The organism is Clostridium sp. LIBA-8841, assembly GCF_034439435.1.
Taxonomy (GTDB): Bacteria; Bacillota; Clostridia; order Clostridiales; family Clostridiaceae; genus Sarcina.
In genome coordinates, this window is sequence record NZ_JAPCKJ010000001.1 from 606,778 (window position 1) to 628,009 (window position 21,232).

The 21,232-nt window shown below is 29.3% G+C and carries 21 protein-coding genes; 5 read left to right on the forward strand and 16 right to left on the reverse strand.

Features of this window, described 5'->3' with window-relative positions; genetic code table 11:
* Window positions 1–2: 2 nt before the first annotated feature.
* The 11 genes from OIF33_RS02470 to OIF33_RS02520 form a co-directional block, all read right to left on the reverse strand.
* Window positions 3–1,385 carry a V-type ATP synthase subunit B gene (locus tag OIF33_RS02470; protein ID WP_322502643.1) on the reverse strand — a complete coding sequence of 461 codons (1,383 nt, stop codon included), beginning with the start codon at window positions 1,383–1,385 and terminating at the stop codon, window positions 3–5.
* Window positions 1,378–3,153: a V-type ATP synthase subunit A gene (locus OIF33_RS02475; RefSeq protein ID WP_322502644.1), complete on the reverse strand. Its 1,776-nt coding sequence runs from the start codon at window positions 3,151–3,153 to the stop codon at window positions 1,378–1,380. Before OIF33_RS02475 ends, OIF33_RS02470 begins: the two co-directional genes overlap by 8 nt.
* 16 nt (window positions 3,154–3,169) lie before the next feature.
* Window positions 3,170–3,487 (reverse strand): V-type ATP synthase subunit F, encoded by a 318-nt coding sequence (locus OIF33_RS02480; RefSeq protein ID WP_003449642.1) that lies wholly within the window; start codon window positions 3,485–3,487, stop codon window positions 3,170–3,172.
* Complete coding sequence (locus OIF33_RS02485; RefSeq protein ID WP_322502645.1) at window positions 3,474–4,481, reverse strand: V-type ATP synthase subunit C; 1,008 nt, start codon at window positions 4,479–4,481, stop codon at window positions 3,474–3,476. The genes OIF33_RS02480 and OIF33_RS02485 overlap by 14 nt, the downstream gene beginning before the upstream one ends.
* A gap of 12 nt (window positions 4,482–4,493) precedes the next feature.
* Window positions 4,494–5,090: a V-type ATP synthase subunit E gene (locus OIF33_RS02490; protein WP_322502646.1), complete on the reverse strand. Its 597-nt coding sequence runs from the start codon at window positions 5,088–5,090 to the stop codon at window positions 4,494–4,496.
* Between the two features lie 31 nt (window positions 5,091–5,121).
* Window positions 5,122–5,616, reverse strand: coding sequence for a V-type ATP synthase subunit K (locus OIF33_RS02495; RefSeq protein ID WP_322502647.1), 495 nt, complete (start codon window positions 5,614–5,616; stop codon window positions 5,122–5,124).
* Between the two features lie 55 nt (window positions 5,617–5,671).
* Entirely contained in the window at window positions 5,672–7,621 is a 1,950-nt protein-coding gene (locus tag OIF33_RS02500) for a V-type ATP synthase subunit I (RefSeq protein ID WP_322502648.1), read from the reverse strand.
* Entirely contained in the window at window positions 7,608–7,934 is a 327-nt protein-coding gene (gene ahaH, locus OIF33_RS02505; RefSeq protein ID WP_322502649.1) for an ATP synthase archaeal subunit H, read from the reverse strand. The genes OIF33_RS02500 and ahaH overlap by 14 nt, the downstream gene beginning before the upstream one ends.
* A 252-nt stretch (window positions 7,935–8,186) precedes the next feature.
* Window positions 8,187–9,866 (reverse strand): B12-binding domain-containing radical SAM protein, encoded by a 1,680-nt coding sequence (locus OIF33_RS02510; protein WP_322502650.1) that lies wholly within the window; start codon window positions 9,864–9,866, stop codon window positions 8,187–8,189.
* Window positions 9,766–10,368: a hypothetical protein gene (locus OIF33_RS02515; protein WP_322502651.1), complete on the reverse strand. Its 603-nt coding sequence runs from the start codon at window positions 10,366–10,368 to the stop codon at window positions 9,766–9,768. The genes OIF33_RS02510 and OIF33_RS02515 overlap by 101 nt, the downstream gene beginning before the upstream one ends.
* A gap of 123 nt (window positions 10,369–10,491) precedes the next feature.
* Window positions 10,492–11,781, reverse strand: coding sequence for a hypothetical protein (locus OIF33_RS02520; protein WP_322502652.1), 1,290 nt, complete (start codon window positions 11,779–11,781; stop codon window positions 10,492–10,494).
* 146 nt (window positions 11,782–11,927) lie between these two features.
* On the opposite strand from OIF33_RS02520, the gene spoVB reads away from it, so the two are divergent.
* Window positions 11,928–13,457 (forward strand): stage V sporulation protein B, encoded by a 1,530-nt coding sequence (spoVB, locus tag OIF33_RS02525; RefSeq protein ID WP_322502653.1) that lies wholly within the window; start codon window positions 11,928–11,930, stop codon window positions 13,455–13,457.
* Between the two features lie 7 nt (window positions 13,458–13,464).
* Here spoVB and OIF33_RS02530 read toward each other — a convergent pair whose 3' ends face one another.
* The 3 genes from OIF33_RS02530 to OIF33_RS02540 form a co-directional block, all read right to left on the reverse strand.
* On the reverse strand, window positions 13,465–14,259 hold the full coding sequence (locus tag OIF33_RS02530) for a hypothetical protein (RefSeq protein WP_322502654.1): 795 nt from the start codon (window positions 14,257–14,259) through the stop codon (window positions 13,465–13,467).
* Window positions 14,260–14,456: 197 nt separating this feature from the next.
* A complete protein-coding gene (locus OIF33_RS02535) occupies window positions 14,457–15,299 on the reverse strand; it encodes a S1 RNA-binding domain-containing protein (protein WP_322502655.1) in 843 nt (280 codons plus the stop codon).
* Between the two features lie 11 nt (window positions 15,300–15,310).
* Window positions 15,311–15,814 carry a gamma carbonic anhydrase family protein gene (locus OIF33_RS02540; RefSeq protein WP_322502656.1) on the reverse strand — a complete coding sequence of 168 codons (504 nt, stop codon included), beginning with the start codon at window positions 15,812–15,814 and terminating at the stop codon, window positions 15,311–15,313.
* A 177-nt stretch (window positions 15,815–15,991) separates the two neighbouring features.
* Here OIF33_RS02540 and OIF33_RS02545 point away from each other — a divergent pair, with 177 nt between their 5' ends.
* On the forward strand, window positions 15,992–16,993 hold the full coding sequence (locus OIF33_RS02545; protein ID WP_322502657.1) for a CehA/McbA family metallohydrolase: 1,002 nt from the start codon (window positions 15,992–15,994) through the stop codon (window positions 16,991–16,993).
* Window positions 16,994–17,020: 27 nt separating this feature from the next.
* Here the strand turns inward: OIF33_RS02545 and OIF33_RS02550 are convergent, their stop codons facing one another.
* Window positions 17,021–17,353, reverse strand: a complete 333-nt coding sequence (locus OIF33_RS02550; protein WP_322502658.1) for a hypothetical protein — start codon at window positions 17,351–17,353, stop codon at window positions 17,021–17,023.
* A 237-nt stretch (window positions 17,354–17,590) separates the two neighbouring features.
* Between OIF33_RS02550 and OIF33_RS02555 the strand changes: the two genes are divergently transcribed.
* Window positions 17,591–18,061: an Lrp/AsnC ligand binding domain-containing protein gene (locus OIF33_RS02555; protein WP_322502659.1), complete on the forward strand. Its 471-nt coding sequence runs from the start codon at window positions 17,591–17,593 to the stop codon at window positions 18,059–18,061.
* A 97-nt stretch (window positions 18,062–18,158) separates the two neighbouring features.
* A complete protein-coding gene (locus tag OIF33_RS02560) occupies window positions 18,159–18,365 on the forward strand; it encodes a DUF378 domain-containing protein (RefSeq protein WP_322502660.1) in 207 nt (68 codons plus the stop codon).
* A gap of 44 nt (window positions 18,366–18,409) precedes the next feature.
* Here the strand turns inward: OIF33_RS02560 and OIF33_RS02565 are convergent, their stop codons facing one another.
* Complete coding sequence (locus OIF33_RS02565; protein ID WP_322502661.1) at window positions 18,410–20,155, reverse strand: phosphoenolpyruvate carboxykinase; 1,746 nt, start codon at window positions 20,153–20,155, stop codon at window positions 18,410–18,412.
* A gap of 199 nt (window positions 20,156–20,354) precedes the next feature.
* Here OIF33_RS02565 and OIF33_RS02570 point away from each other — a divergent pair, with 199 nt between their 5' ends.
* A complete protein-coding gene (locus OIF33_RS02570; RefSeq protein WP_322502662.1) occupies window positions 20,355–21,203 on the forward strand; it encodes a ComEC/Rec2 family competence protein in 849 nt (282 codons plus the stop codon).
* The last annotated feature ends 29 nt before the right edge of the window (window positions 21,204–21,232 follow it).

The following is a 21,232-nucleotide window of genomic DNA, read 5'->3' on the forward strand; positions in this document are numbered from 1 at the left end:
TCTTACTCATCCTCTCCAACAGGCATATACTTTTCAAGATATTCATCTCTAATTCTCTTAAGCTCTGTTCTAGGTAAGATCTTAAGTAATTTCCATCCAAGATTTAGAGTTTCCTCTATTGTTCTGTTAGTTGTAAAACCTTGTGAAACATATTCATTTTCAAAAGCTTCAGCAAATTTAGCGTATGCTTTATCAACGTCTGATAATGCTGATTCTCCTAATATAGCAGCAAGTTCTTTTGCTTGCTTACCTTGTGCATATGCTGAGAATAACTGGTTCATTGTATCAGCGTGATCTTCTCTAGTTTTTCCTTTACCAATACCTTTATCCTTAAGTCTTGATAATGATGGTAAAACATCTATTGGAGGCATTATTCCTTTCTTGTAAAGCTCTCTTGAAAGGATTATTTGTCCCTCAGTGATATATCCAGTTAAGTCTGGAATTGGGTGAGTTTTATCATCTTCAGGCATTGTTAATATTGGAATTTGAGTTATTGAACCTTCTTTTCCAACTAATCTTCCTGCTCTTTCATATAATGTTGAAAGGTCAGTGTATAGGTATCCTGGATATCCTCTTCTTCCTGGAACCTCTTTTCTAGCTGCAGAAACTTCTCTTAAAGCCTCACAGTAGTTTGTTATATCTGTCATTATAACAAGAACGTGCATTCCCTTTTCGTATGCTAAGTACTCAGCAGTAGTTAATGCCATTCTTGGAGTAGCTATTCTCTCTATAGCTGGGTCTGATGCTAAGTTCATGAATAGAACTGATCTATCTATAGCTCCAGTTTTTGTGAACTCATCTACGAAGAATTCAGCTTCTTCGAAAGTAATACCTATAGCAGCAAATACAACTGCGAACTTAGAATCTGAGTTTAAAACTTTTGCTTGTCTTGCGATTTGAGCAGCTAACTCTTTGTGTGGAAGACCTGATCCTGAGAAAACAGGAAGTTTTTGTCCTCTAACTAGAGTATTAAGACCATCTATTGCAGAAATACCAGTTTGAATGAACTCTGATGGATAATTTCTAGCAACAGGGTTTATAGCTTCTCCGTTTATATCTAATCTCTTCTCTGGTATTATATTTGGACCGTTATCTTTTGGTCTACCCATACCATCGAATACTCTTCCTAACATATCTTCTGAAACACCAATTTCAAGTGGTCTTCCTAAGAATCTTACTTTTGTATCTTTAAGGTTAATTCCTGCTGAGCCTTCGAAAAGCTGAACCATAGCTTTGTCTCCGTTAACTTCAAGAACTTTACCTCTTCTTAACTCACCAGTTTGCATTTCTATTTCAACTAGCTCATCGTATTTAACACCTTCTACGCCTTCAACAGCCATTAAGGGTCCTACAACTTCAGTAACTGTTTTGTATTCTTTAAGCATTTAGAACACCTCCCTCGCTGATTAACTTGTTCATCTCTGACTTTAATTCAACTAAGATATCATCCATCTTACTTATTTCTTCTTCTGAAATATATTTACTTCTTGCAATTTTATCTCTAACAGGAAGTTTTAATACTTTATCTAAATAAACACCAGCTTCTAAAGCTTTTTCAGCTTCATGTCTGAAACTTAATATTAAGTTTAACATTTTGTGTTGTTTATTTAATGAAGTGTATGTGTCATTCTCATGGAATGCATTTTGTTGTAAATAGTCTTCTCTTATTGACTTAGCAACTTCAAGTTTTAATCTATCACCTTCTGAAAGTGCATCCATACCAACAAGTCTTACTATTTCTTCTAAGTTTGCTTCTTCTTGAAGAAGTGCCATAGCTTCTGTTCTTAATCCTGACCAGTCATCTGCTACGTTCTTATCCATCCACTCACCCATTTTTTCTAAGTATAATGAGTATGATGTTAACCAGTTAATTGATGGGAAATGTCTCTTATATGCTAATTGAGCATCTAGTCCCCAGAAAACTTTAACTATTCTTAAAGTTGATTGTGTAACTGGCTCTGATATATCTCCTCCTGGAGGGGATACTGCTCCGATAGCTGTAACAGCTCCTTCTCTTCCATCTTTACCTAAAGCTACAACCTTACCAGCTCTTTCATAGTAATCAGCAAGTCTTGATCCTAAGTATGCTGGGTAACCTTCGTCTCCAGGCATCTCTTCAAGTCTTCCTGACATCTCTCTTAAAGCCTCTGCCCAACGTGAAGTTGAGTCAGCCATGATTGATACTGAGTATCCCATATCTCTGAAATACTCTGCTATTGTTATACCAGTATAGATTGATGCTTCTCTGGCAGCAACCGGCATGTTAGATGTATTAGCTATAAGAACTGTTCTCTTCATTAAGCTTTCCCCAGTTTTAGGATCTTTAAGTTCTGGGAACTCGTTAAGAACGTCTGTCATCTCATTACCACGCTCTCCACATCCAACGTAAACAACTATCTCAGTATCTCCCCACTTAGCAACTTGGTGCTGAACAACTGTTTTACCAGCTCCGAAAGGTCCTGGAACGGCAGCAGCTCCACCTTTAGCTACAGGGAAGAAAGTATCTATAACTCTTTGTCCTGTAGTCATTGGCTCAACTGGGTTTAATTTTCTTGCATATGGTCTACCTTTTCTTACAGGCCATTTTTGCATCATTGTTAAGTTCTTGTCACCTTTTTCAGTTTCTACTACAGCAACAACTTCTTCTACATTGAAATCTCCAGCTTTTATTTCTTTTATTGTACCTTCAACTCCATAAGGAACCATTATTCTATGAATAACAACAGCAGTTTCTTGAACTGTTCCTATTACGTCTCCAGCTGAAACCTTCTCTCCTACCTTAACAGTTGGTACGAAAGGCCATTTTTTCTCTCTATTTAAAGATTTAACTTCTACCCCTTTAGTTAAGAAAGCAGAATTCGCTGCCTTCATGAAAGCGTCTAGAGGTCTTTGTATTCCATCGAACATTGACTCTATAAGTCCTGGTCCTAATTCTACTGAAAGTGGTTCTCCAGTAGTTATAACTGGGTCCCCAGGTCCAATTCCTGATGTTTCTTCATATACCTGGATTGAGGCCTTATCTCCTCTCATTTCTATGATCTCTCCGATAAGACCTTTTTCTCCAACTTTTACAACGTCATATACATTAGCTTCATCCATACCTTCAGCAACTACTAAAGGACCTGAAACTTTGATAATTTTCCCCGTTTTCAAGTTATCTACCTACTTTCTATAAAATGTTAACGCCAACTGCTTTTTCAACGTTATCTGATATTCTTTGTTTTCCTATATTTAGAGTTCCTTGATTGCTTGGAATTAATATTACAGCAGGAAGTACTTGTCTTGTATATCTTTCGATAGTTTCTTCTATGTTCTTAGCTACGTGCTCTGTAACAAAGATTACTGCATAACCTGTCATTGCAAGCTTATCAATTGTTTTTCTAGCTTCTTCATCTTCAACTACAGGGAATACATCTATTCCAAGCGCTTTGAATGCTAAAACTGAATCTTTATCACCTACAACTCCGATTTTCTTATACATATCCATCACGCAGCCTTTCTCTTATTACTTCCTTAGTAATATTGTTTAATTTACCAACCATGATAGTTCTTATTTGCTTAATTTCATTCTCTTTAACATACATATATGTTAGAACAGGCTCTAAACCTTTAGTTACTATTTTAGCTTCCTTCATTATACTCATTATGTGATTATCAATAAGCTTTTCAAATTCACTAACTGATGAAGTTTCTATGTAACTAGCTATACCTTCTCTTAATACTTGTGAGTATTCCTTACTACTTAAGTTATTAGGAATATTTTCGATTGTATCTAAGTATAAACTTCTAAACTTACTTGCATCTATACTACCACCTGGTACTACAGCATCTAAAAAGAAGTTAACATTTTTATCTTGCTTTTTAGTTCTTAATAATGTTTTAACATTATTTAAGTCTATAAGGTTATTAAGATATCTATCTAAAGCCTTATCTTTTATATTTTTCTTGTTTGCAATTTCATGAATATGAGCATATAAGTATTTATCTGCGATTAAATCTATAACTTGTGGATCCTGAGTTTCCTCAAATTTTTCAAATATTTTTCTTAAGCACTCTTCCATTTTCTTAGGAAGTCTACCAAAATCTTCTCCGTTTATTGCAGATTTTAAATCATTTACTCCTATCATACCAACTGGTATTAGCATTTGGGAAAAATCTTTATCTAAGATTTTCCCCTTAACTAAAACTTTTATGTTATGATAGTCATATTTTAAAGCCATAACGTCTATGATTTCCTTTAAAGGACTAGCCTCATACATAGTTTTATATAATTTAACTAGTTCATTTGATAAAAGTATTTCATAATCCTCTGGTCTTCTTACTTCATTCATAAATGCTGCATACTCTGTTTCTTGTAGAACTTTTAATGCACCTTCTGAAGTGTTTGCATCTATCATTCTTTCTATTTGAGCTTTATCAAGGAGTTTCTTTTCGTATACTCTGATTCTAGGAATTAATTGCAAAAATTGCATTGAATCCATTCTTCATCCTCCTTAATCAAATAATACTTTATTCACCTCAAACTCTAACTCTCCTCTTAAAGAGTTAATTAAAGCTTCAAAGGTATTATTTATTTGTATTCCATTTCTATCTAATATGAAGCCACCATTAAATTTGCCTTCCATATTTAATGTAATACTTCCTTTTTTTCCTTTAGATTCAAGTTCTTTATTTAATGCTTCCAAGAACTCATTGCTAAATATATCTTTATCTTTTTCATTGATTATAATAACTTCTGTTCCCTCTAACTCTAAAGAATCTAAAGTTGAGATAACATAATATTTATAATCTCCATTAGAAAGATTTTGTAATTTTTCTATAGCTTTGTTAAATATTTCTGATATAACATTTTGCTTAGCTCTTAACATATCATTTCTTACTGATAATTTAGCATTTGAAATTATTCTTGCTTTTTTAACTTCTGCTTCTACATTAGCCTTATTTATTATTTCTTCTTTATCTGCTTCTGCTCTATTTATTTTCTTAGATATTATTCTATCTTTTTGTGCTTCAGCGTCAGCTAATATATAGTTTTTCTTTTCTTCAGCATCATTTAGAATCTTGGAAGTTAAATTATTTAAATTTGACATTCCCTTCACTTCTCCAATCTTTGCTTACTAATTATTTTATTACGCTTGCGCCATTTACTAATAAGAATGATATAACGAATCCTAATAATGCATATGTTTCAACCATTGCTGCGAATATGATACCTTTAGTATTGTGCTCTGGTCTCTTTGCTAAGATTTGGATACCAGCTGCAGCTGCTTTACCTTGAGCTATACCTGACCATAATCCAGCGATTGCTATTGGTAAACATGCAAATAATAAGTATAATCCTTTAGCTAATGATGCATCACCATTACTGATTTGGTTAAATACTAAGAAACCTATAACGAATCCATAAAGACCTTGTGTACCTGGTAATAATTCAAGAACTAACGCTTTACCAAACTTTTCTGGCTCTTCAGTTACTAATCCTGCTGCCGCTTCCCCAACTATACCAACACCTTTTGCTGATCCTACACCTGACATACCTACAGCTAAGGCTATACCTAAAGCTCCAAATATTAATCCTCCGTAATTTGCCATAAAATATGAAATCCAGTTTTCCATAATTTAATTCCTCCTGAAAAATATAATGTTATTTTAATTTAATTTTAACTATTATTTATTTATTTCTTTTTTTTATTGTTATAAATTTATTTATTGTTCTAAATGGTGTGAATGCTTTTCCACCACCTTCATAGAATTTTGAGAAGTACTCAACGTACTGTAATCTCGCTGTATGAACATATGCTCCTAGTAATGATAAAAGCATATTAAATGTATGAGCCGCTATAAAGAATAGAGGTCCTATTATTATAATCGCTATTCCTGGGAACATACCTATTATTAAGTTAAGTGCAGCTGCTATTGATCCACCTGCAATACCTAATGCCATAAGTCTTGTATATGATACTAAGTCTCCTACGTATCCTGTTACACCGTATAAGGCATATAAACCTTGACCTATTTTAGCACCTTTTGTTTCTTCATCTCTACCTTGTGTTAATATTATTATTATTGAACCAACTATAGCTAATATCTTACCTATTAAACCTACAGTTCCACCGAAGAATATCATTGGAAGACCTATTAAAAGCATTACCCATGATCCTACGTCAAATAGAGCATATAAATATTCTCCATTTCTTATTAACATATATGCTTTTATAAATAATCCAAAGAATATTTGTATAACCCCAAATCCAACAGATAACATCAATAATAGATTTGTATCTTTACTTGGATTTATAAGTCCAAATGGTAGTTCAAATCCAAATGCAGTACCAAATATTGCTCCAGCTACTGTTGTAGCTATACTTAAATACATAAAGAATTTAGCAAATTTTTCTTGAGATTCATCTAAGTTAAGTAATTTCATAGCTAATAATGAACCTGCAAATAATATTAGTCCGTATCCTAAGTCTGCAACCATCATACCAAAGAATACTAGATAGAAAGGTGTTAAAAGTGGTGTAGGGTCTATTTCATTGTATCTTGGTAAGCTATACATTTCAGTTATCGAATCAAAGGCTGATGCTGGACCCTTGTTATGTAATTTAACTGGAACATCTGCGATTTCTTCATCTTTAACTTCTTCAAACTCAAGATAATACATATCTCCTACTGAACTCTTTATGATTTCCTCTAGAGAAAAGTTTTCATCTTTTGGAACCCACCCTTGAATAACAACTACTCTATCAGTTTTTAAGAAGTTTTCACTTGCTTCTTTTCTAATAAGTATGTTGCTATAATATTCATAAGCTAATTCTAGAGTTCTTTTTTCTTCTCTGTAATTTGAAAGTACTCCTCTTAAGTCTGCTTTTTTAGCTTCTATTTCTTTTATTTGTAATTTAAACTCTTCAACAAGAACTGAAGCTTTCTCTTTATACTTAGTTTGGAATGCTGAAAAACCGAAGTTCTTTAAAACTTCATCTATTTGTTCAGCTCTTTCTTTCATTGTCATTACAAAGACATATGAATCTTGGTCAGTGTTAGAAATAACTTCTATATAACTTTCCTTGAATTCGCTTTCAATTTCATTCTTCATATTTTCAAGATTTTGACTTGAAATAACTCCTAAGAATACAACTACTTTTTCAAAATTATTTAATTCACCTAGTGGAGCATCGAAACTTTGCCATGGCTCTAAGATTTCTATTTCACCTAAAAGTTTTGTCTTTTCGTTTTCTAGAGTAGCAAGCTCTCTCTCCATCTTCTTAACCTCTGAATAAACGACTTCCCAGTTGCTATTTTCAACCTTCGCTTCTAGCTCATCCAAAGTTAAGCTTTCTTTACCAGCTTTTAAAGCTTTAAGTCCTCCAACTTCAGCAACAAACTCTCTTAAGAAGTCTAAAGCTGATCTTGTTTTTGAAACATTTTCTTCTATAAGGGCTGTTTCAGAATCTAAATCATCCTTGCTAAGAGATTCAAAAACTTCGTTGCTTTCCACTTTTTCTTCATCTTGTAGGTTTATGAATTCAACCTCTGAAGAACTTTGAACTTTTTTAAGAAGCTTCTCTTTCTCTGATTCAAAGGCAAGTAAGGTGAATTTATTCATCTTAACTATTGCCATTAGTTTTCACAATCCTCTCAATAACTAAATTTACTGCTGAATCAATCTTAGAACCAGTAAGATTTGACACATCAGCACATTGTTTTTTACCTTCTGAAAGTATGACCTCGGCCTCTTTTCTTCCGGCATTTTCTGCATTGCCAATAATTTCTCTTGCAACATTTCTAGCCTCTTCTATGATGGAGTTATGTCTTTCGTCAGCTTGGATTGTTGCATCTGAAATTATTTTCTTGCTTTGCTCATGAGCTTTTTTAATCATTTCATCAGCTTGCATTTCAACTTTTTTAATTTCTTTTATTGCTTCTATTGCCAAAGTTTCACCACCTTTATATAAGGAATTTTTATAAAATATATATTAATACTTTATATAGTATTAATTAACCCTTACTACTAATTATACATGAAATTCAACTTAATTCAACATAATTTTACTCCTGTATACATTTTCATAGGTTTTTATTCAAAAATCTACATTATATTTTTTTGAATAAAAAATTAACTTTATTTACATTTGTAAAAAAGTCGTATTAATATATTTAGGGATTTATTAATACGACTAATATATTTATTGATTTTCTACTTCTATGTATGAATCATAATCAAAATTCATTTCATCAAATATAAGATATCTTGGTTCAGATTTAATTTCCCCATTTTTTAAGTAATTAATTATATCTAATTCAAATTTTTCTATATGAGCTTTTTTAAATGGCATTTGTCTATCAAAACTATCCTTTATTTTTTGCTCATCTTCCTTAGTAATTGTTCTAACAAGGAAATCTGGTAACCATCTCTTTTTATTAAAGCACAAATAATCGAATTTTAAAACTTCCTTTAAAAGACTCTCATCCTTCCCTTTTAGCTTCTCAATGTAAAAATCTAATAATATCTTATAATATTCAACATTTCCTATACTTCTCTTGAAATTACCCTTCTCTTCAAAGAACATAGCTAAATCATAATAAAAATCAAAAGGCTTCTCATATATATCTAAGAAGAATTTAATTACATTATTAAATTTGCATGAGTTATAATATTTATCAACCATAGCTTCAACTTTCTTTAATAATAGAAGTTCATCATAACTTATATCACTACTTCTTATTATTTCATATGGCGCATATGGTGAATAAACTATTCCCCACTTTTCTGCTTCCTCTCTCATTGATGAACCTTTTAACAACTTTAGGAAGCCTAATTGAATTTCATCTGGTCTTATGGCATGAACATCATTAAAAGACTTTTTAAATGATTCTAAGTCTTCTCCTGGTAGCCCTGCAATTAAGTCTAGATGTTGCATTACATTTTTTCCTTCAGCAACTTTTAAAACTTTCTCCTTTATGTTTTCATATGTGATATATCTATTTATATTATGTAAAACTTCATTATTAGTAGTTTGTACTCCTACCTCTAATTGGAATCTTCCCTTTGGAGAATTATTTAAAATTTCTATTTGCTCATCTGTTAAAAGGTCCGCTGCAACTTCAAAATGGAATCTTGTTTCTGTATCTTGCTCACTTAAGTATTTAAGAAGTTCAACTGTATATTTTTTATTACAGTTAAAAGTTCTATCAACAAACTTAACTAACTTTATTCCTCTTTCCATAAAGTATTTAAGTTCTTCTTTTACTCTCTCTACATCTAAAAATCTAACTCCATGCATTACAGAAGAAAGACAATATTTACATTTAAATGGGCATCCTCTTGAAGCTTCATAATAAACAATTTTATTATTTATATCCTCTTCATAAGTATAAGGAAATACTAATTCATTCATATCCATTTCAGGCCTAATTGGATTTTCAAAAACTTTTCCATCCTTCTTATAGTTTAATCCTCTTATATCTTCTATTTTTCCTTCTCCAAGCTTATAAAGGACAAACTCTCTAAAAGTCTTTTCTCCCTCTCCAACTATTACATATTCTCCTGGATGGTTTTCTAAAAACTCTTTTCCCTCATAAGAAACTTCTGGTCCACCATAAAGTATTTCTATTTTAGGATCTACAAGCTTTATAAGTTCGGCTAGTCTGTTTACGAACTCCATATTCCATATGTAACAGGAGAAAGCCACAACATCTGGTTTCTCCTCAATAATACCTTCTAAAATATTCTCAACTCTATCATTGATTGAAAACTCTTTTATATCACCTTGGAAATCTAAATCCTTTGTAAATGTCTTCAGATACCTCACTGCTAGATTGCTGTGAATGTACTTGGAATTTATTGCTGTTAGCAGTATCTTCATTCTTTATACTTCCTCTCTTTATTCCTTTAATAAATATTATTTTATCACAAACTTTAGTTTCCTGTATTTCAAAATATTTTTCAAGTACTTTTTTTGAACTATCCACTGTAAACTCATTTGAAATACTATTGTCTATAAATTCAATTTCCTTCTCTTTTTCCTTTGGCATTAAAACTTTAATCTTATCATTTACTGTTTCCCTTCTCTGTTTTTCTCTATCCCATATATAAATATTCCCTCCAAACCTTACATTACTCCATATATTTTTTATAACATTTTCAATTTCATTTTTATCTAATTGGCTTAGTGAAAAAAATAAAACACCGTTATCATATTGATTCCTATACTCATCATCAAAATTCTCAATATAATAATCTACACTTATCTCATTCTCTGTTTGCTTTAAAATATTATAAATGATTCCATAATTATTTATACCAACATCTAAGGTGTTACCTTTAAAATTTATGTTACCCATATCCAATATAACTTCTCTTACCATAAAATCACTCCCATTTTATTCCATTTCAATTTCTATTATACATTTAAAGAGTAATTCTTTCTATCTTTAATTAGAAAAAATTACTCTTATTATCTCTTAATAAATTTATATAATCCTAAAAGTTTAATTCTTATTTTTCTTTATAGACATAGTAAATTTGACAATAAGTACAATAATTAATATTAAATTTATACTTAATATTAATAAGTAATTATAAATAGGTATATTATTACCATCTATATTTTTTTGTAATTTAAAAAGTACACCTTTATTTCCATCTAATATATAGAGATTATCCTGAATTATCTTCATATCATTTATATAGGCATTTTCTTCTAAGCTTATGATATCTTTAACTTCTCCCGCCTTAAGAAACCTTGAAAGAGTATTTTTTTCGTGATTAAAAAACAAAAAGGCATTTTCTTCTAATATTATTCCCTCTCTATCTATTAACAAGGCATTAATCTCTCCAACATTTTCAGTTTGATATATAGGTTTTGGCATTATATAACTTCTATGTTCATCTGTTATAAAATTAATTATAGGTTTTCCTTCTTCTCTAAACCTTGGAGAGTTAACAGGATCTCCTCCACTATAATCTGGCCATCCATACCAAGTACCTTTTCCTTCTATTTTATATATATAGTCATTATCACCATTTAAAGGTCTATATCCTTTTTCCTCAATTCCTCCAACTATTGCAAAAATTTCTCCTGAACTGTTTAAATCAATTCCCTTAACATTTCTTATTCCATAAGAATATAGCTTTTTCTCATTATTCTTTATATCAACCTCTATAATTGCTCCATTTCCTACTATGTTTCCTTTTACTACTTCTCCCTTTTGTGTTTTAGTATTGTATGGCACAAAAGCTCCTTTTTTATTTTCATCATAATTTCTTCCATTTAAAATAGTATCTACTGGAGGTATATCATAGGCTTCTCCCTCCTCAGCTACAATTCCTGAATTTGTAGCTGATCCTATACTCAAATAAAGTTTTCCTTCCTTTATCAAAATCATGGTGTTTTCTTTATTTAGCCCCTTATTAGGAATTTCTTCAATTAAAATTTCTTTACTTAAGTTATTTAAGTCATAAGATATTAACTTTTCATCTAAGGTGTAATATAACTTTCCATCATAATACTCTAAATCATATATATTGCTTTCTTCCTTTGTCTCTAAAAATACATTATTGTTTTTATCTATTTTAAAAATATTATTCTTTACTGCTACATAAATTTCCTCTTCATCATTACATAAAGCTTTTGCACCATCTAGCCCCTTTAAAATTAATTCTTCACTAAAATCTTCACTCTCTAAATATTTTCCATCCTTATTAGTAAAAAAACATATTCCACTTGATAATAGTGCACTAATTAAAATTAACCCTATAATCTTTATAATATTCTTCATCTTTCCTCCTAATCAGCCTCAATAATAAATTTTCACTATTAAGAAAATCAAAAGCAATTAATCACAATTACCTCCTATATAATGAATATTTAACATAAGTTGTGAATATTCATTATTATTGAACTTTTAAATAAGGCGGTGATTCATTGGGTAAAGATGATTTTTATAAAAATTCTTTTATGCTGACAGCTTCAAATTTAACAACAGGTTTATTAGGCTTTATATTCTCAATGTACTTATCAAAAGTCCTAGGCCCCGAAGGAATGGGTCTATATGGAATTATAATGCCGATTTATAATCTATTTATATCCATCATGACTGCTGGTATAATTGCATCAATTTCCAAAATAACAGCTGTATATTCAGCCAAAGACGATTATAATAACATAATTCGTACTATGAAAGTCGTAGCTATTTTTAACTTTATTTGGTGTTTTATAATAGGTATATTTGTTTTTTTCATATCACCTATAATAGGTAACTTTTGGGCTAAAGATCCTAGAATAATAAAAGCTATAATGGTAACTTGTCCAGCTATGATTTTTATATCTCTTTCAAACATATTAAAGGGATTCTTTTACGGAACATCTAAAATTACAGTTCCATCTTTTATAGATATTTTAGAAAAATCTCTTCGTATACTTGTATTAGCAGTACTAATTTTTATCTTTAAGGCTCAAACTTTAGAAACTTTAGTTACCTTAGCTTATTTAGCCCTATGTTTGGGAGAACTCCAAAGTTTAATACTTTTATTTGGTTATTTTAAATATATGATAGGAAAAACACCTAAAAGAAATACTAAGGGAGAAAGCCGTGCTCAATTATTATTTGATGTTTTAGTAACATCAGTTCCTCTATGTTTAAACGGTTTTTTAATGAGCATATTTAGCGTTATATCAACACTTTTAGTTCCTAAAAGACTTATTGTTGCTGGTTTTACTTATTCTCAGGCATTATCACTTATAGGAAAATACTCCTCTATGGCTATGTCCATAGTAACCTTTCCTATAATAATAGTTTCTTCTATAAATACAATGTTAATACCAGATTTATCACAGACTTTAAGTAAAAGGAATTATATTTCTGCGGCCAAAAGAATTAGAGATGTAATTAAAATAGCATTTTTAATTGGTATTTGTACTGCTGTTGTAGGTTTATGTGTTCCAGATTCATTAGGAAAAGTATTCTTTGGAAGAGATGATTTAGGAGAATATATAAGAGTAACTTCATTAATGATGCCAATAGTATTTACTTCTAACACTATGTATGGAATATTAAATGGTTTAGGAAAACAAAATGTAATTTTAAGAAATACTATAATAACAGAATTATTAGAAGTTACTTTATTATTCTTTTTAACAGCTATACCATCTATAAATATATATGGTTATGCAATAACTATGCTTTTTGTTTCATCATTATCTCTATGCCTAAACCTTTATGAAATATATAAAAACATAGATATAGGTTTATCCATATCTAATTGTTTTATATATATATTAGTTGGAATTTTAACTTATATATGCTTAAGTCCACTTTCACTAAAACTTTCTTTCGTTGACTTTAGAGTTCAAGTTTTAGTTATTACCTTAATCGCAGTCTCTGTATTCATACTTTTAATTATTAAAGATAAATTTTCATCAAATTTAAAAAGAATTTCTATAAAAAGTAGATAAGGCTATACTATTTAGTATAGCCTTCCTTTCTTGACAAAATTTCAAATTCTTTAGTTTCACCAAGAACTCGCATTATTTTTATTCCTTTTTCTTCATTTAAATTAAAATGCTTAACTCCCATTTTCTTTATAAATTCATTATTCTCTGAATTTTCTATTATTACTAAAGGATTTAGGTTCTTTACTAATTTCTTTATTTCCTTTTTCTTTTCTTCTCCATCATTTAAATTTAAAATTTCTACTCTACAATCTTCTATTTTACTTAACTCTAAAGCTTTATCATAAGATTCCTTAGACAAAACTGCTATTTTAATATTATCTACAGTAGCAAAAATCATACCTTCATTAGAATTATCTACTCTTTTTGCATTTAGAGAAATACTTTCTTTATTATAATTAAATCCCTCTTCCATAGATGTTATTTCTATATTCTTGCTTTTCATAAGACTTTTAGTTTCTTCATTTAATCCTCCCAAAGTAGGAATAAGTATCTTTTTTATATTACTATTATTTATTGCCTCTTCAATAAACTCATTGCTTTCCTCTTTAAAAGAGTTTAAAACCAATAAATCAATTTCGCCTAAATTTTCTTTATTGACTCCTTCTAAGATACTCTCTATATTATTTCCCTCACTTATAACAACAGTTTCACAAGGACTTTTTAAAACTATTATTTCCTCTTCATAACCTAAAAACTCTATGGTATTTGGATTTTCTTTTGCGAATACATTAGTATTGCTACTAAATAGCAAAATCATAAGAAACATAAGGAGTATCATTTTTATTTTTTTCCTATTTTTCATAAAATTCACCACCTATACCAATAAAATCTCCAAAAAATATTTTTTTATACTTAATATTTAAACATAAACTTTTCTTTTAAATACAGATTGTTTTTTTCAATTCTTAAAATATTAAATATACTACAAAACTCAACATTCACCTAAAAAAGCCTAAAAAAATAACTATATCAAGAAAATTCTTGATATAGCTATTTAAACTATTTTAATCTAGTTCCAAATTCATCTTGTTCTATTAAGCCTTTTTTCATTAATCCACCTAAGGCCATTTTGAAATAGTTTTTAGAAGTTTTAAAAGTATTTCTTATTTCATCTGGAGTACTCTTATCATTTAAGCTCATAACTCCGCCATGTTCCTTTAAATACTCTAATATAGTATCTCCTAATTCGTTTCTCTCCTTAAGTTTATGATTTCTTAAAGATAACCCAACTATTCCATCTTCGTAAACCTTTATTATTTTACCTTTTATAGTATCTCCTGGTTTAATATTTGTGAAGTATTCGTTTTTAAGCACTACTCCTCTATATTTGTTATCTATTGCAACTCTTAAAGAATCATTAGTTTGATATCCATATACTACTCCTGAAACTTCTGTTCCCAGTTTAGGTTCCTCTATTTCGTCTAAATATTTATCAATATCTGTTGTTGCTGCTAATCTTCCTGTTTTATCAACATATATATATACTAGATATTTTTTTCCTTCTTCCATGTTATATTTTTTTTCTTTCATTGGAACAAGTATATCTCTTTCTAAACCAAAATCAACAAAAGCACCTATTTTAGTAATAGATTTAACTTCTAATAAAGCAACATCTCCAACAACAGCTAGAGGCTTTTTTAATGTAGCTATTAATCTATCTCTAGAATCTCTATAAATAAAAGCTTCAACTTCATCCCCAACTTTTATTTCTTGTCCTGCTAAATTTCCGCTTGGAATTAATATGTCATCAGAAGTATTTCTAGTTCCTCTATCTAAGTAGTATCCAAACTCTGCTTCTCTTACTACTTTCATTTTATTAAATTGTCCTACGTTTATTATCATAAGCTCCTCCTTTATTTATTATAAAGATTTTTCATCTCTATATATTCTCTTCTTGAATTTTTTATACTTTCGATTTCACAATCTGTAAGCTCTCTAATAACCTTGCCTGGAACTCCCATAACTAAGACTCCCTCTGGTATCTCTTTGTTTTGACTAACTAAAGTTCCAGCGGCAATCATAGTATTTTTCCCTATTTTTGCTCCATTTAATATTATTGCCCCCATGCCTATTAAGCATTCATCTTCTATCTTACACCCATGTATTATAGCACCATGTCCTATGGTAACACCATCACCAACTTCAATGTTATGCTCTTTATCAACATGAAATACTGCATTATCTTGTACACTAGTTTCATTTCCTATTTTAATTGAATTTTCATCGCCTCTTAATACAGCCCCAAACCAAATCCCACAATCTTCACCTATAGTAACATCACCTATGATGTCACTACTATGTGCTACAAAGGTTTTCTCTCCTATTTTAGGCTTATTTCCTTTAACTTCAATTAACATATAATCACCTCTTAGTTATTCTTATAATTTTATCATATAAAAATAGATTATGTCCACTTATGCTTTTATATAATTAAAATTCCCTCTTAATCTTATATATATCAATATTAAAAGCATGACATTTAATCTGAATAACAATAATATTATATATTATATTAATATAATTAAGAGGTATTAATGGATAAAAAAAACATATCCTTTGATAAACTTAGATTTTATTATGGAATTCCTCATTCTCACACATCATTATCAACTGGAAAAAGCACTCCACCCCAGGTCCTGGAACACGCTCGCTCTCGTGGATTGGATTTTTTGATAATAACTGATCATAATAAATATCTAAGTGAAAATATAACAGAAAAAAATAAAGAAATTTCAAAATGGACATATTTAAATAAATGCATAAATAAATTTAACAAAAAACATTCTGACTTTTTAGCTTTATCTGGATTCGAAGCAAAGTCAACCTCCTTAGGTCATTTAAATATAATATGCCCAAATACTTTTTTCACTGGGATAGTTTCAGATATCAACTATTTGTTGCTTTGGTTAATTAACGACCATACAGCTTTGCTTAGTATTAATCACCCTAAAAACTCTATTGCAAAAAAAATTGAATTTACTCCTCTTTTAGATAAGCTTTTATGCTCTATAGAAGTTGGGAATGGAATACCCCCTAAAAATTATACACGATATGATTCTCAATTTTTTTCACTACTTGATAAGGGATTCAAAATTGGAGCTATAAACTCTCAAGACAATCATAAATTAAATCATGGAGATAGTGAAAACTTAACTTGCGTAGTTTCTCACAAATTAGATAAGAACACCTTACTTTCAGCATTTAAAAATAGACATATATTCTCAACAGAATCTAAAACTTTAAAAATGCTATTCTCTTTAAATTCAACTTTTATGGGCGGAACTGTTGCCATAGATAAATCTTCCAAAATTAATCTCTATTTACAAGTTGAAGATGATTTAAACAGCATATCAAAAATTCAGTTTTTGACTAACAAAGGAAAAATTATTAAAGAAATTAATGATATAAACTTGCATAATATTAAATATATCTTTGAAAAAAATGTTTCTTTAGACGAAACTTGGTTTGTAGCTAAAGTATTTTTAAATGATGATAAAGAAGCTATGTCTTCTCCAATATTCGTTACTTACGAATAAAAAAAACAAACTCCATATATATGGAGTTTATTTTTTTGAATCTTTATTATGTTTAATTCTATTTGGTTTCGCCTTTGGTTTAATAACAACTTTTTTCTCTTTTTTAAGTTTTGGATATCCATTTCTAAGAATATCTAAGAACCATAAGAATAATATTGTTGCTATGGCCGAAATTATTAGCATAATCCATTGATTCATAGGAATGAACATAGGAATAAGGAAGATTATTATAGCTGCAGCTAATATGATCCATTTATTAACTTTAACCTTATTAAATACATATCTACTTAATAATGAAAATCCTCCAAAAATTACTACTGCTAAAAGTATTATTTGTAAAATAAATACAAGTATTCCCATAGTTTTGCCTCCTTGCATAATACTCCTTATATAATATATTAGTCTAAAAAAAAAACATTTTCAAGTTTTTATTTTTTAAATTTGTTCTTATAAAATTAACATTTGTAATATCATTTTTATTAATGTGTTAAATTAATAAAAAAAACTTTATTATTTTTAAAATAATATATAGTATTTTTATAAAAGTTTTGTTAGAATAGAATTATCATTTTATTCAAATTTTAAAGAGGTGATATTATGTCTCTAATAAATACATCAACTCATTTAGATGAATTAGATTTACAAATTTTAGATATCCTAATAAAAGATTGTAGAACTCCTTATTTGGAAATAGCAAGAATATGCCATGTTTCAGGTGGTACAATTCATGTTAGAATGAAGAAGATGGAAGACTTAGGAATAATTAAAGGTACTAGAATTCTTTTAAACTTACCTAAATTAGGTTATGATGTAACATGTTTTGTTGGAATACATGTTAACTCAACATCATCATATACTCATGTTTTTGATGAACTTTCAAAAATTAAAGAGGTTGTAGAGCTTCATTTGATAACTGGTGACTACGCTATTTTTGCTAAAGTTATATGCAAAAATATATCAGACCTTCAAGATATTCTAATGAACAAAATAAATCATATTGAAGGAATAAGTGGAACCGATACATTTATATCTCTATCTCAACCAATAGATAGAAATATAACTCTATAAAAAAAGAAATAGCACAAGCTATTTCTTTTTTTATTTGAATAAAATATATTTTTCTACTAATAATATTAATATATTCTTAGTAAAGGATGTGTTAAAAATGAAAACATTAAATATTATTGCTCTTACTTTAGTAATAATAGGAGCATTAAATTGGGGTCTTATAGGCATCATGGATTTTAATTTAGTAGATTTAATATTTGGAATAGGCTCCATTTGGAGTAGAACTATTTATGTATTAGTAGGTCTAGCTGGCCTATACTGTTTATCATTCTACGGCTATCTTAATAGCACAAAAGAACAATAATAAATTTATATCCCTATTAGGCTTCCTAATAGGGATATCTTTTTCTACATTTTTTCAATTATATCAAAAAGCTCTATAGCAGCCTTTTTAGGTCCCTCTTTTTCAAAACCGGAAACACCTAAACAAGTCTTTATTTGTCCAACCTTAACCTTATTGTTAAACATATCTTCAAAATATCTATCTATTATTAAATCCATTTCCTCTTTTTTCTGAACTGGTCCAAATGGATTTGCAAAATATGACTCTACTAATCCATTTTCTGTAGTAGTTCCTTTTGCCATTCTAGCACCAGCTTTGAAAACTTTTTTTGCTTCTTCTGGATTTTTAAAATATTGAATTGATTTTTCTCCATCCTTTAAACCATCATAATTATTTGCATAAAGGAAAAGATCAACATCATATCCTTTTACTATTTCATCATAATTACAAACTGGCATAACAAGTCTTGCATTTATTTTATCTGGATTCATAAATATACTTCTATCAATTTCTTTAAAAGCATATCCTTGATCTAAGTCATCAAGTCTTACAAAGGCACCAATTTCTGTTCCATACCCTTTAATTACGCCATTAACATTTTTAAATACACCCATATCATCAAATATTATAGTCATATCGCTTATATATTCTTCACTTAATGTTCTAAAGGCTTCTAGACTCTCAGATTTACCTGCTCCACTATCACCCATTATTACAACATTAGCTTCTTTTCCATTTTTAAGAACAACATTAACCATTGCTCCATGAATAGGCATGTATCCTCTTTTTATCATTATTATATTGTGTAGAGTTAAAATCATTTTCTTCATATATCCAAAATAATCTATCTCTTCACTATAATTAGCATATCCTAACATTATATTATTCTTTTCATCATCATAGAAGCAAGTTTTTACATCCTCTTCATCATCCTTTGCTCCAAATACATATACTATATCTGGTTTAATCCCTCTACATTCCTCTGCCGTAGCTAAATCAAATAAATTACATAGGCTTATTCCATGAGACATAAAATCTCTATGGAAATATACATAAGCTAATAATTCTCCTACTTTAGCTGGATAACAGAACCATTCTTCATTATTTATATGAGCACCTCTTAATGGATTTTCATCTATTTCTGAAAAAATACCATCTCTAGTATTCTTATTAGGATAAGTTATAAATGGTGCCTCTAAAGATATTGAATCTATAAACGGAATGTTTTCTAATATAGCGTATTCTCTTGGACTTGGCCAAATTACATTATTCACCATAATCCCTGCATTTCCACCTGCAGAAACTTGTCTAAGTATATTAGGCATATTTCCTAATAAATTCTTTTGAATCCTTCTATAAAATCTTAATACAAGATCATTAAAGCTTCTATTTGCATCTACAAATCCTACTGCAGCAATTCCATCTTTTACTTTATTATTTTGAATAACAGTATATCTTTCTAATTTCCTCCAGAAAGAATAAACATCATCTATAACACTTGCAAAAGACTTTCTATCCTCAAGTAACCCTTCAAAAGCCTCATTGACAACTAATACCTCATGAGCCCCCATCATGGATAATAGTTTTAATGTGCTTATTAAGTACCTTGATATTACCTTTATGTCTTCAGTACCTATAGTTTCACTTAAGAACCTAAAGTTATGACTTTTCTTATTTTTAGCCTTTTTTAAATAAGCTTCCAGAACTCTTCTAAACCCTTCACTATTTATTATTGACTCAAAACTATCGCAATATTTAGCAGTGAAGTTCATTGTTACTTTTCCATGCTTTAAGCAAAATTCTTTTTTCATATTAAGCCCCCTTTTTAATTAATACAAGTTTAAAATGTATTATCTCCAACTCAATTATAACACCAAAGTTGTATCTTTTCAAAATATTCCATTATTTTTTTCTATTGTAATTATAAACTAACTAAATTGAGTTTATTAATTGAATTATAGGTTAATAATGTATTATATTATTACTTATTTTTTAAAGGAGTTTTTATAATTGAAAATTACAACTAAGAAATTCAGCTTTTTTCTAATTATTTTACTTTTAATATCAATACTTTATTACTCACCCTCATATTCAATTCCCAATTATGACTTTATAATTCATTACATAGATGTAGGACAAGGAGATTCTGCTTTAGTTCAAACAAATAATAAAAATCTTTTAATAGATGCAGGTACACCAGATTCTTCTGAATCTCTTATAAACTATTTAAAAAATCTTGGAATAAAAAATATCGATTTCGTCGTAGCAACACATCCCCATGCTGACCACATTGGAGGCATGCAATCTATTCTTAAGGAATTTAATGTGAGTTACTTTTCTGCACCTAAAGTCACAGAAAATACTGATATATTTAAAAATATGATTAAAACTCTAAAAGAAAAGAATATTTCCATAAACATATTATCTGATTCTCACCCAATAGATTTAGGTGAAAATACTAAAGTAGAAATATACTCTCCTTCAAATAATGAATATGATAATATAAATAACTACTCATCTCTCCTTAGAATATCTTATGGTGAAACTTCATTTTTGTTTACTGGAGATGCAGAAGCTGAGATTGAAATGGAAGTTCTAAAACTAAATAAAGATTTAAAATCAGATGTGTTAAAGGTAGGACATCATGGCAGTATAACTTCAACAACAGATTCATTTCTAAAAGAAGTTTCTCCAAATATAGCAATTATCTCTTCAGGCCTAGATAACTCCTATGGCCATCCCTCTTCTCAAGTTCTAAAAAAACTTTCAGATAATAAAAGTAAAATTTTTAGAACCGATGAAGATGGAACTATTATTCTAACCTCTGATGGAAACTCTATAAAAAGGCATAAAAACTAAAGGCACCAAACTTGGTGCCTTTAGTTTTT

Excerpts from the sequence above, each read along its gene's own strand:
- OIF33_RS02515 (WP_322502651.1), bottom strand. The coding sequence starts at position 10,368 with ATGGTAAGAGAAGTTATATTGGATATGGGTAACATAAATTTTAAAGGT.
- OIF33_RS02510 (WP_322502650.1), bottom strand. The coding sequence starts at position 9,866 with ATGAAGATACTGCTAACAGCAATAAATTCCAAGTACATTCACAGCAAT.
- OIF33_RS02565 (WP_322502661.1), bottom strand. The coding sequence starts at position 20,155 with ATGAAAAAAGAATTTTGCTTAAAGCATGGAAAAGTAACAATGAACTTC.
- OIF33_RS02500 (WP_322502648.1), bottom strand. The coding sequence starts at position 7,621 with ATGGCAATAGTTAAGATGAATAAATTCACCTTACTTGCCTTTGAATCA.
- OIF33_RS02535 (WP_322502655.1), bottom strand. The coding sequence starts at position 15,299 with ATGATAATAAACGTAGGACAATTTAATAAAATGAAAGTAGTAAGAGAA.
- OIF33_RS02545 (WP_322502657.1), top strand. The coding sequence starts at position 15,992 with ATGGATAAAAAAAACATATCCTTTGATAAACTTAGATTTTATTATGGA.
- OIF33_RS02530 (WP_322502654.1), bottom strand. The coding sequence starts at position 14,259 with ATGAAAAATAGGAAAAAAATAAAAATGATACTCCTTATGTTTCTTATG.
- OIF33_RS02550 (WP_322502658.1), bottom strand. The coding sequence starts at position 17,353 with ATGGGAATACTTGTATTTATTTTACAAATAATACTTTTAGCAGTAGTA.
- OIF33_RS02480 (WP_003449642.1), bottom strand. The coding sequence starts at position 3,487 with ATGGATATGTATAAGAAAATCGGAGTTGTAGGTGATAAAGATTCAGTT.
- OIF33_RS02485 (WP_322502645.1), bottom strand. The coding sequence starts at position 4,481 with ATGGATTCAATGCAATTTTTGCAATTAATTCCTAGAATCAGAGTATAC.
- OIF33_RS02560 (WP_322502660.1), top strand. The coding sequence starts at position 18,159 with ATGAAAACATTAAATATTATTGCTCTTACTTTAGTAATAATAGGAGCA.
- OIF33_RS02520 (WP_322502652.1), bottom strand. The coding sequence starts at position 11,781 with ATGAAGAATATTATAAAGATTATAGGGTTAATTTTAATTAGTGCACTA.
- OIF33_RS02540 (WP_322502656.1), bottom strand. The coding sequence starts at position 15,814 with ATGTTAATTGAAGTTAAAGGAAATAAGCCTAAAATAGGAGAGAAAACC.
- OIF33_RS02555 (WP_322502659.1), top strand. The coding sequence starts at position 17,591 with ATGTCTCTAATAAATACATCAACTCATTTAGATGAATTAGATTTACAA.
- OIF33_RS02495 (WP_322502647.1), bottom strand. The coding sequence starts at position 5,616 with ATGGAAAACTGGATTTCATATTTTATGGCAAATTACGGAGGATTAATA.
- OIF33_RS02490 (WP_322502646.1), bottom strand. The coding sequence starts at position 5,090 with ATGTCAAATTTAAATAATTTAACTTCCAAGATTCTAAATGATGCTGAA.
- OIF33_RS02470 (WP_322502643.1), bottom strand. The coding sequence starts at position 1,385 with ATGCTTAAAGAATACAAAACAGTTACTGAAGTTGTAGGACCCTTAATG.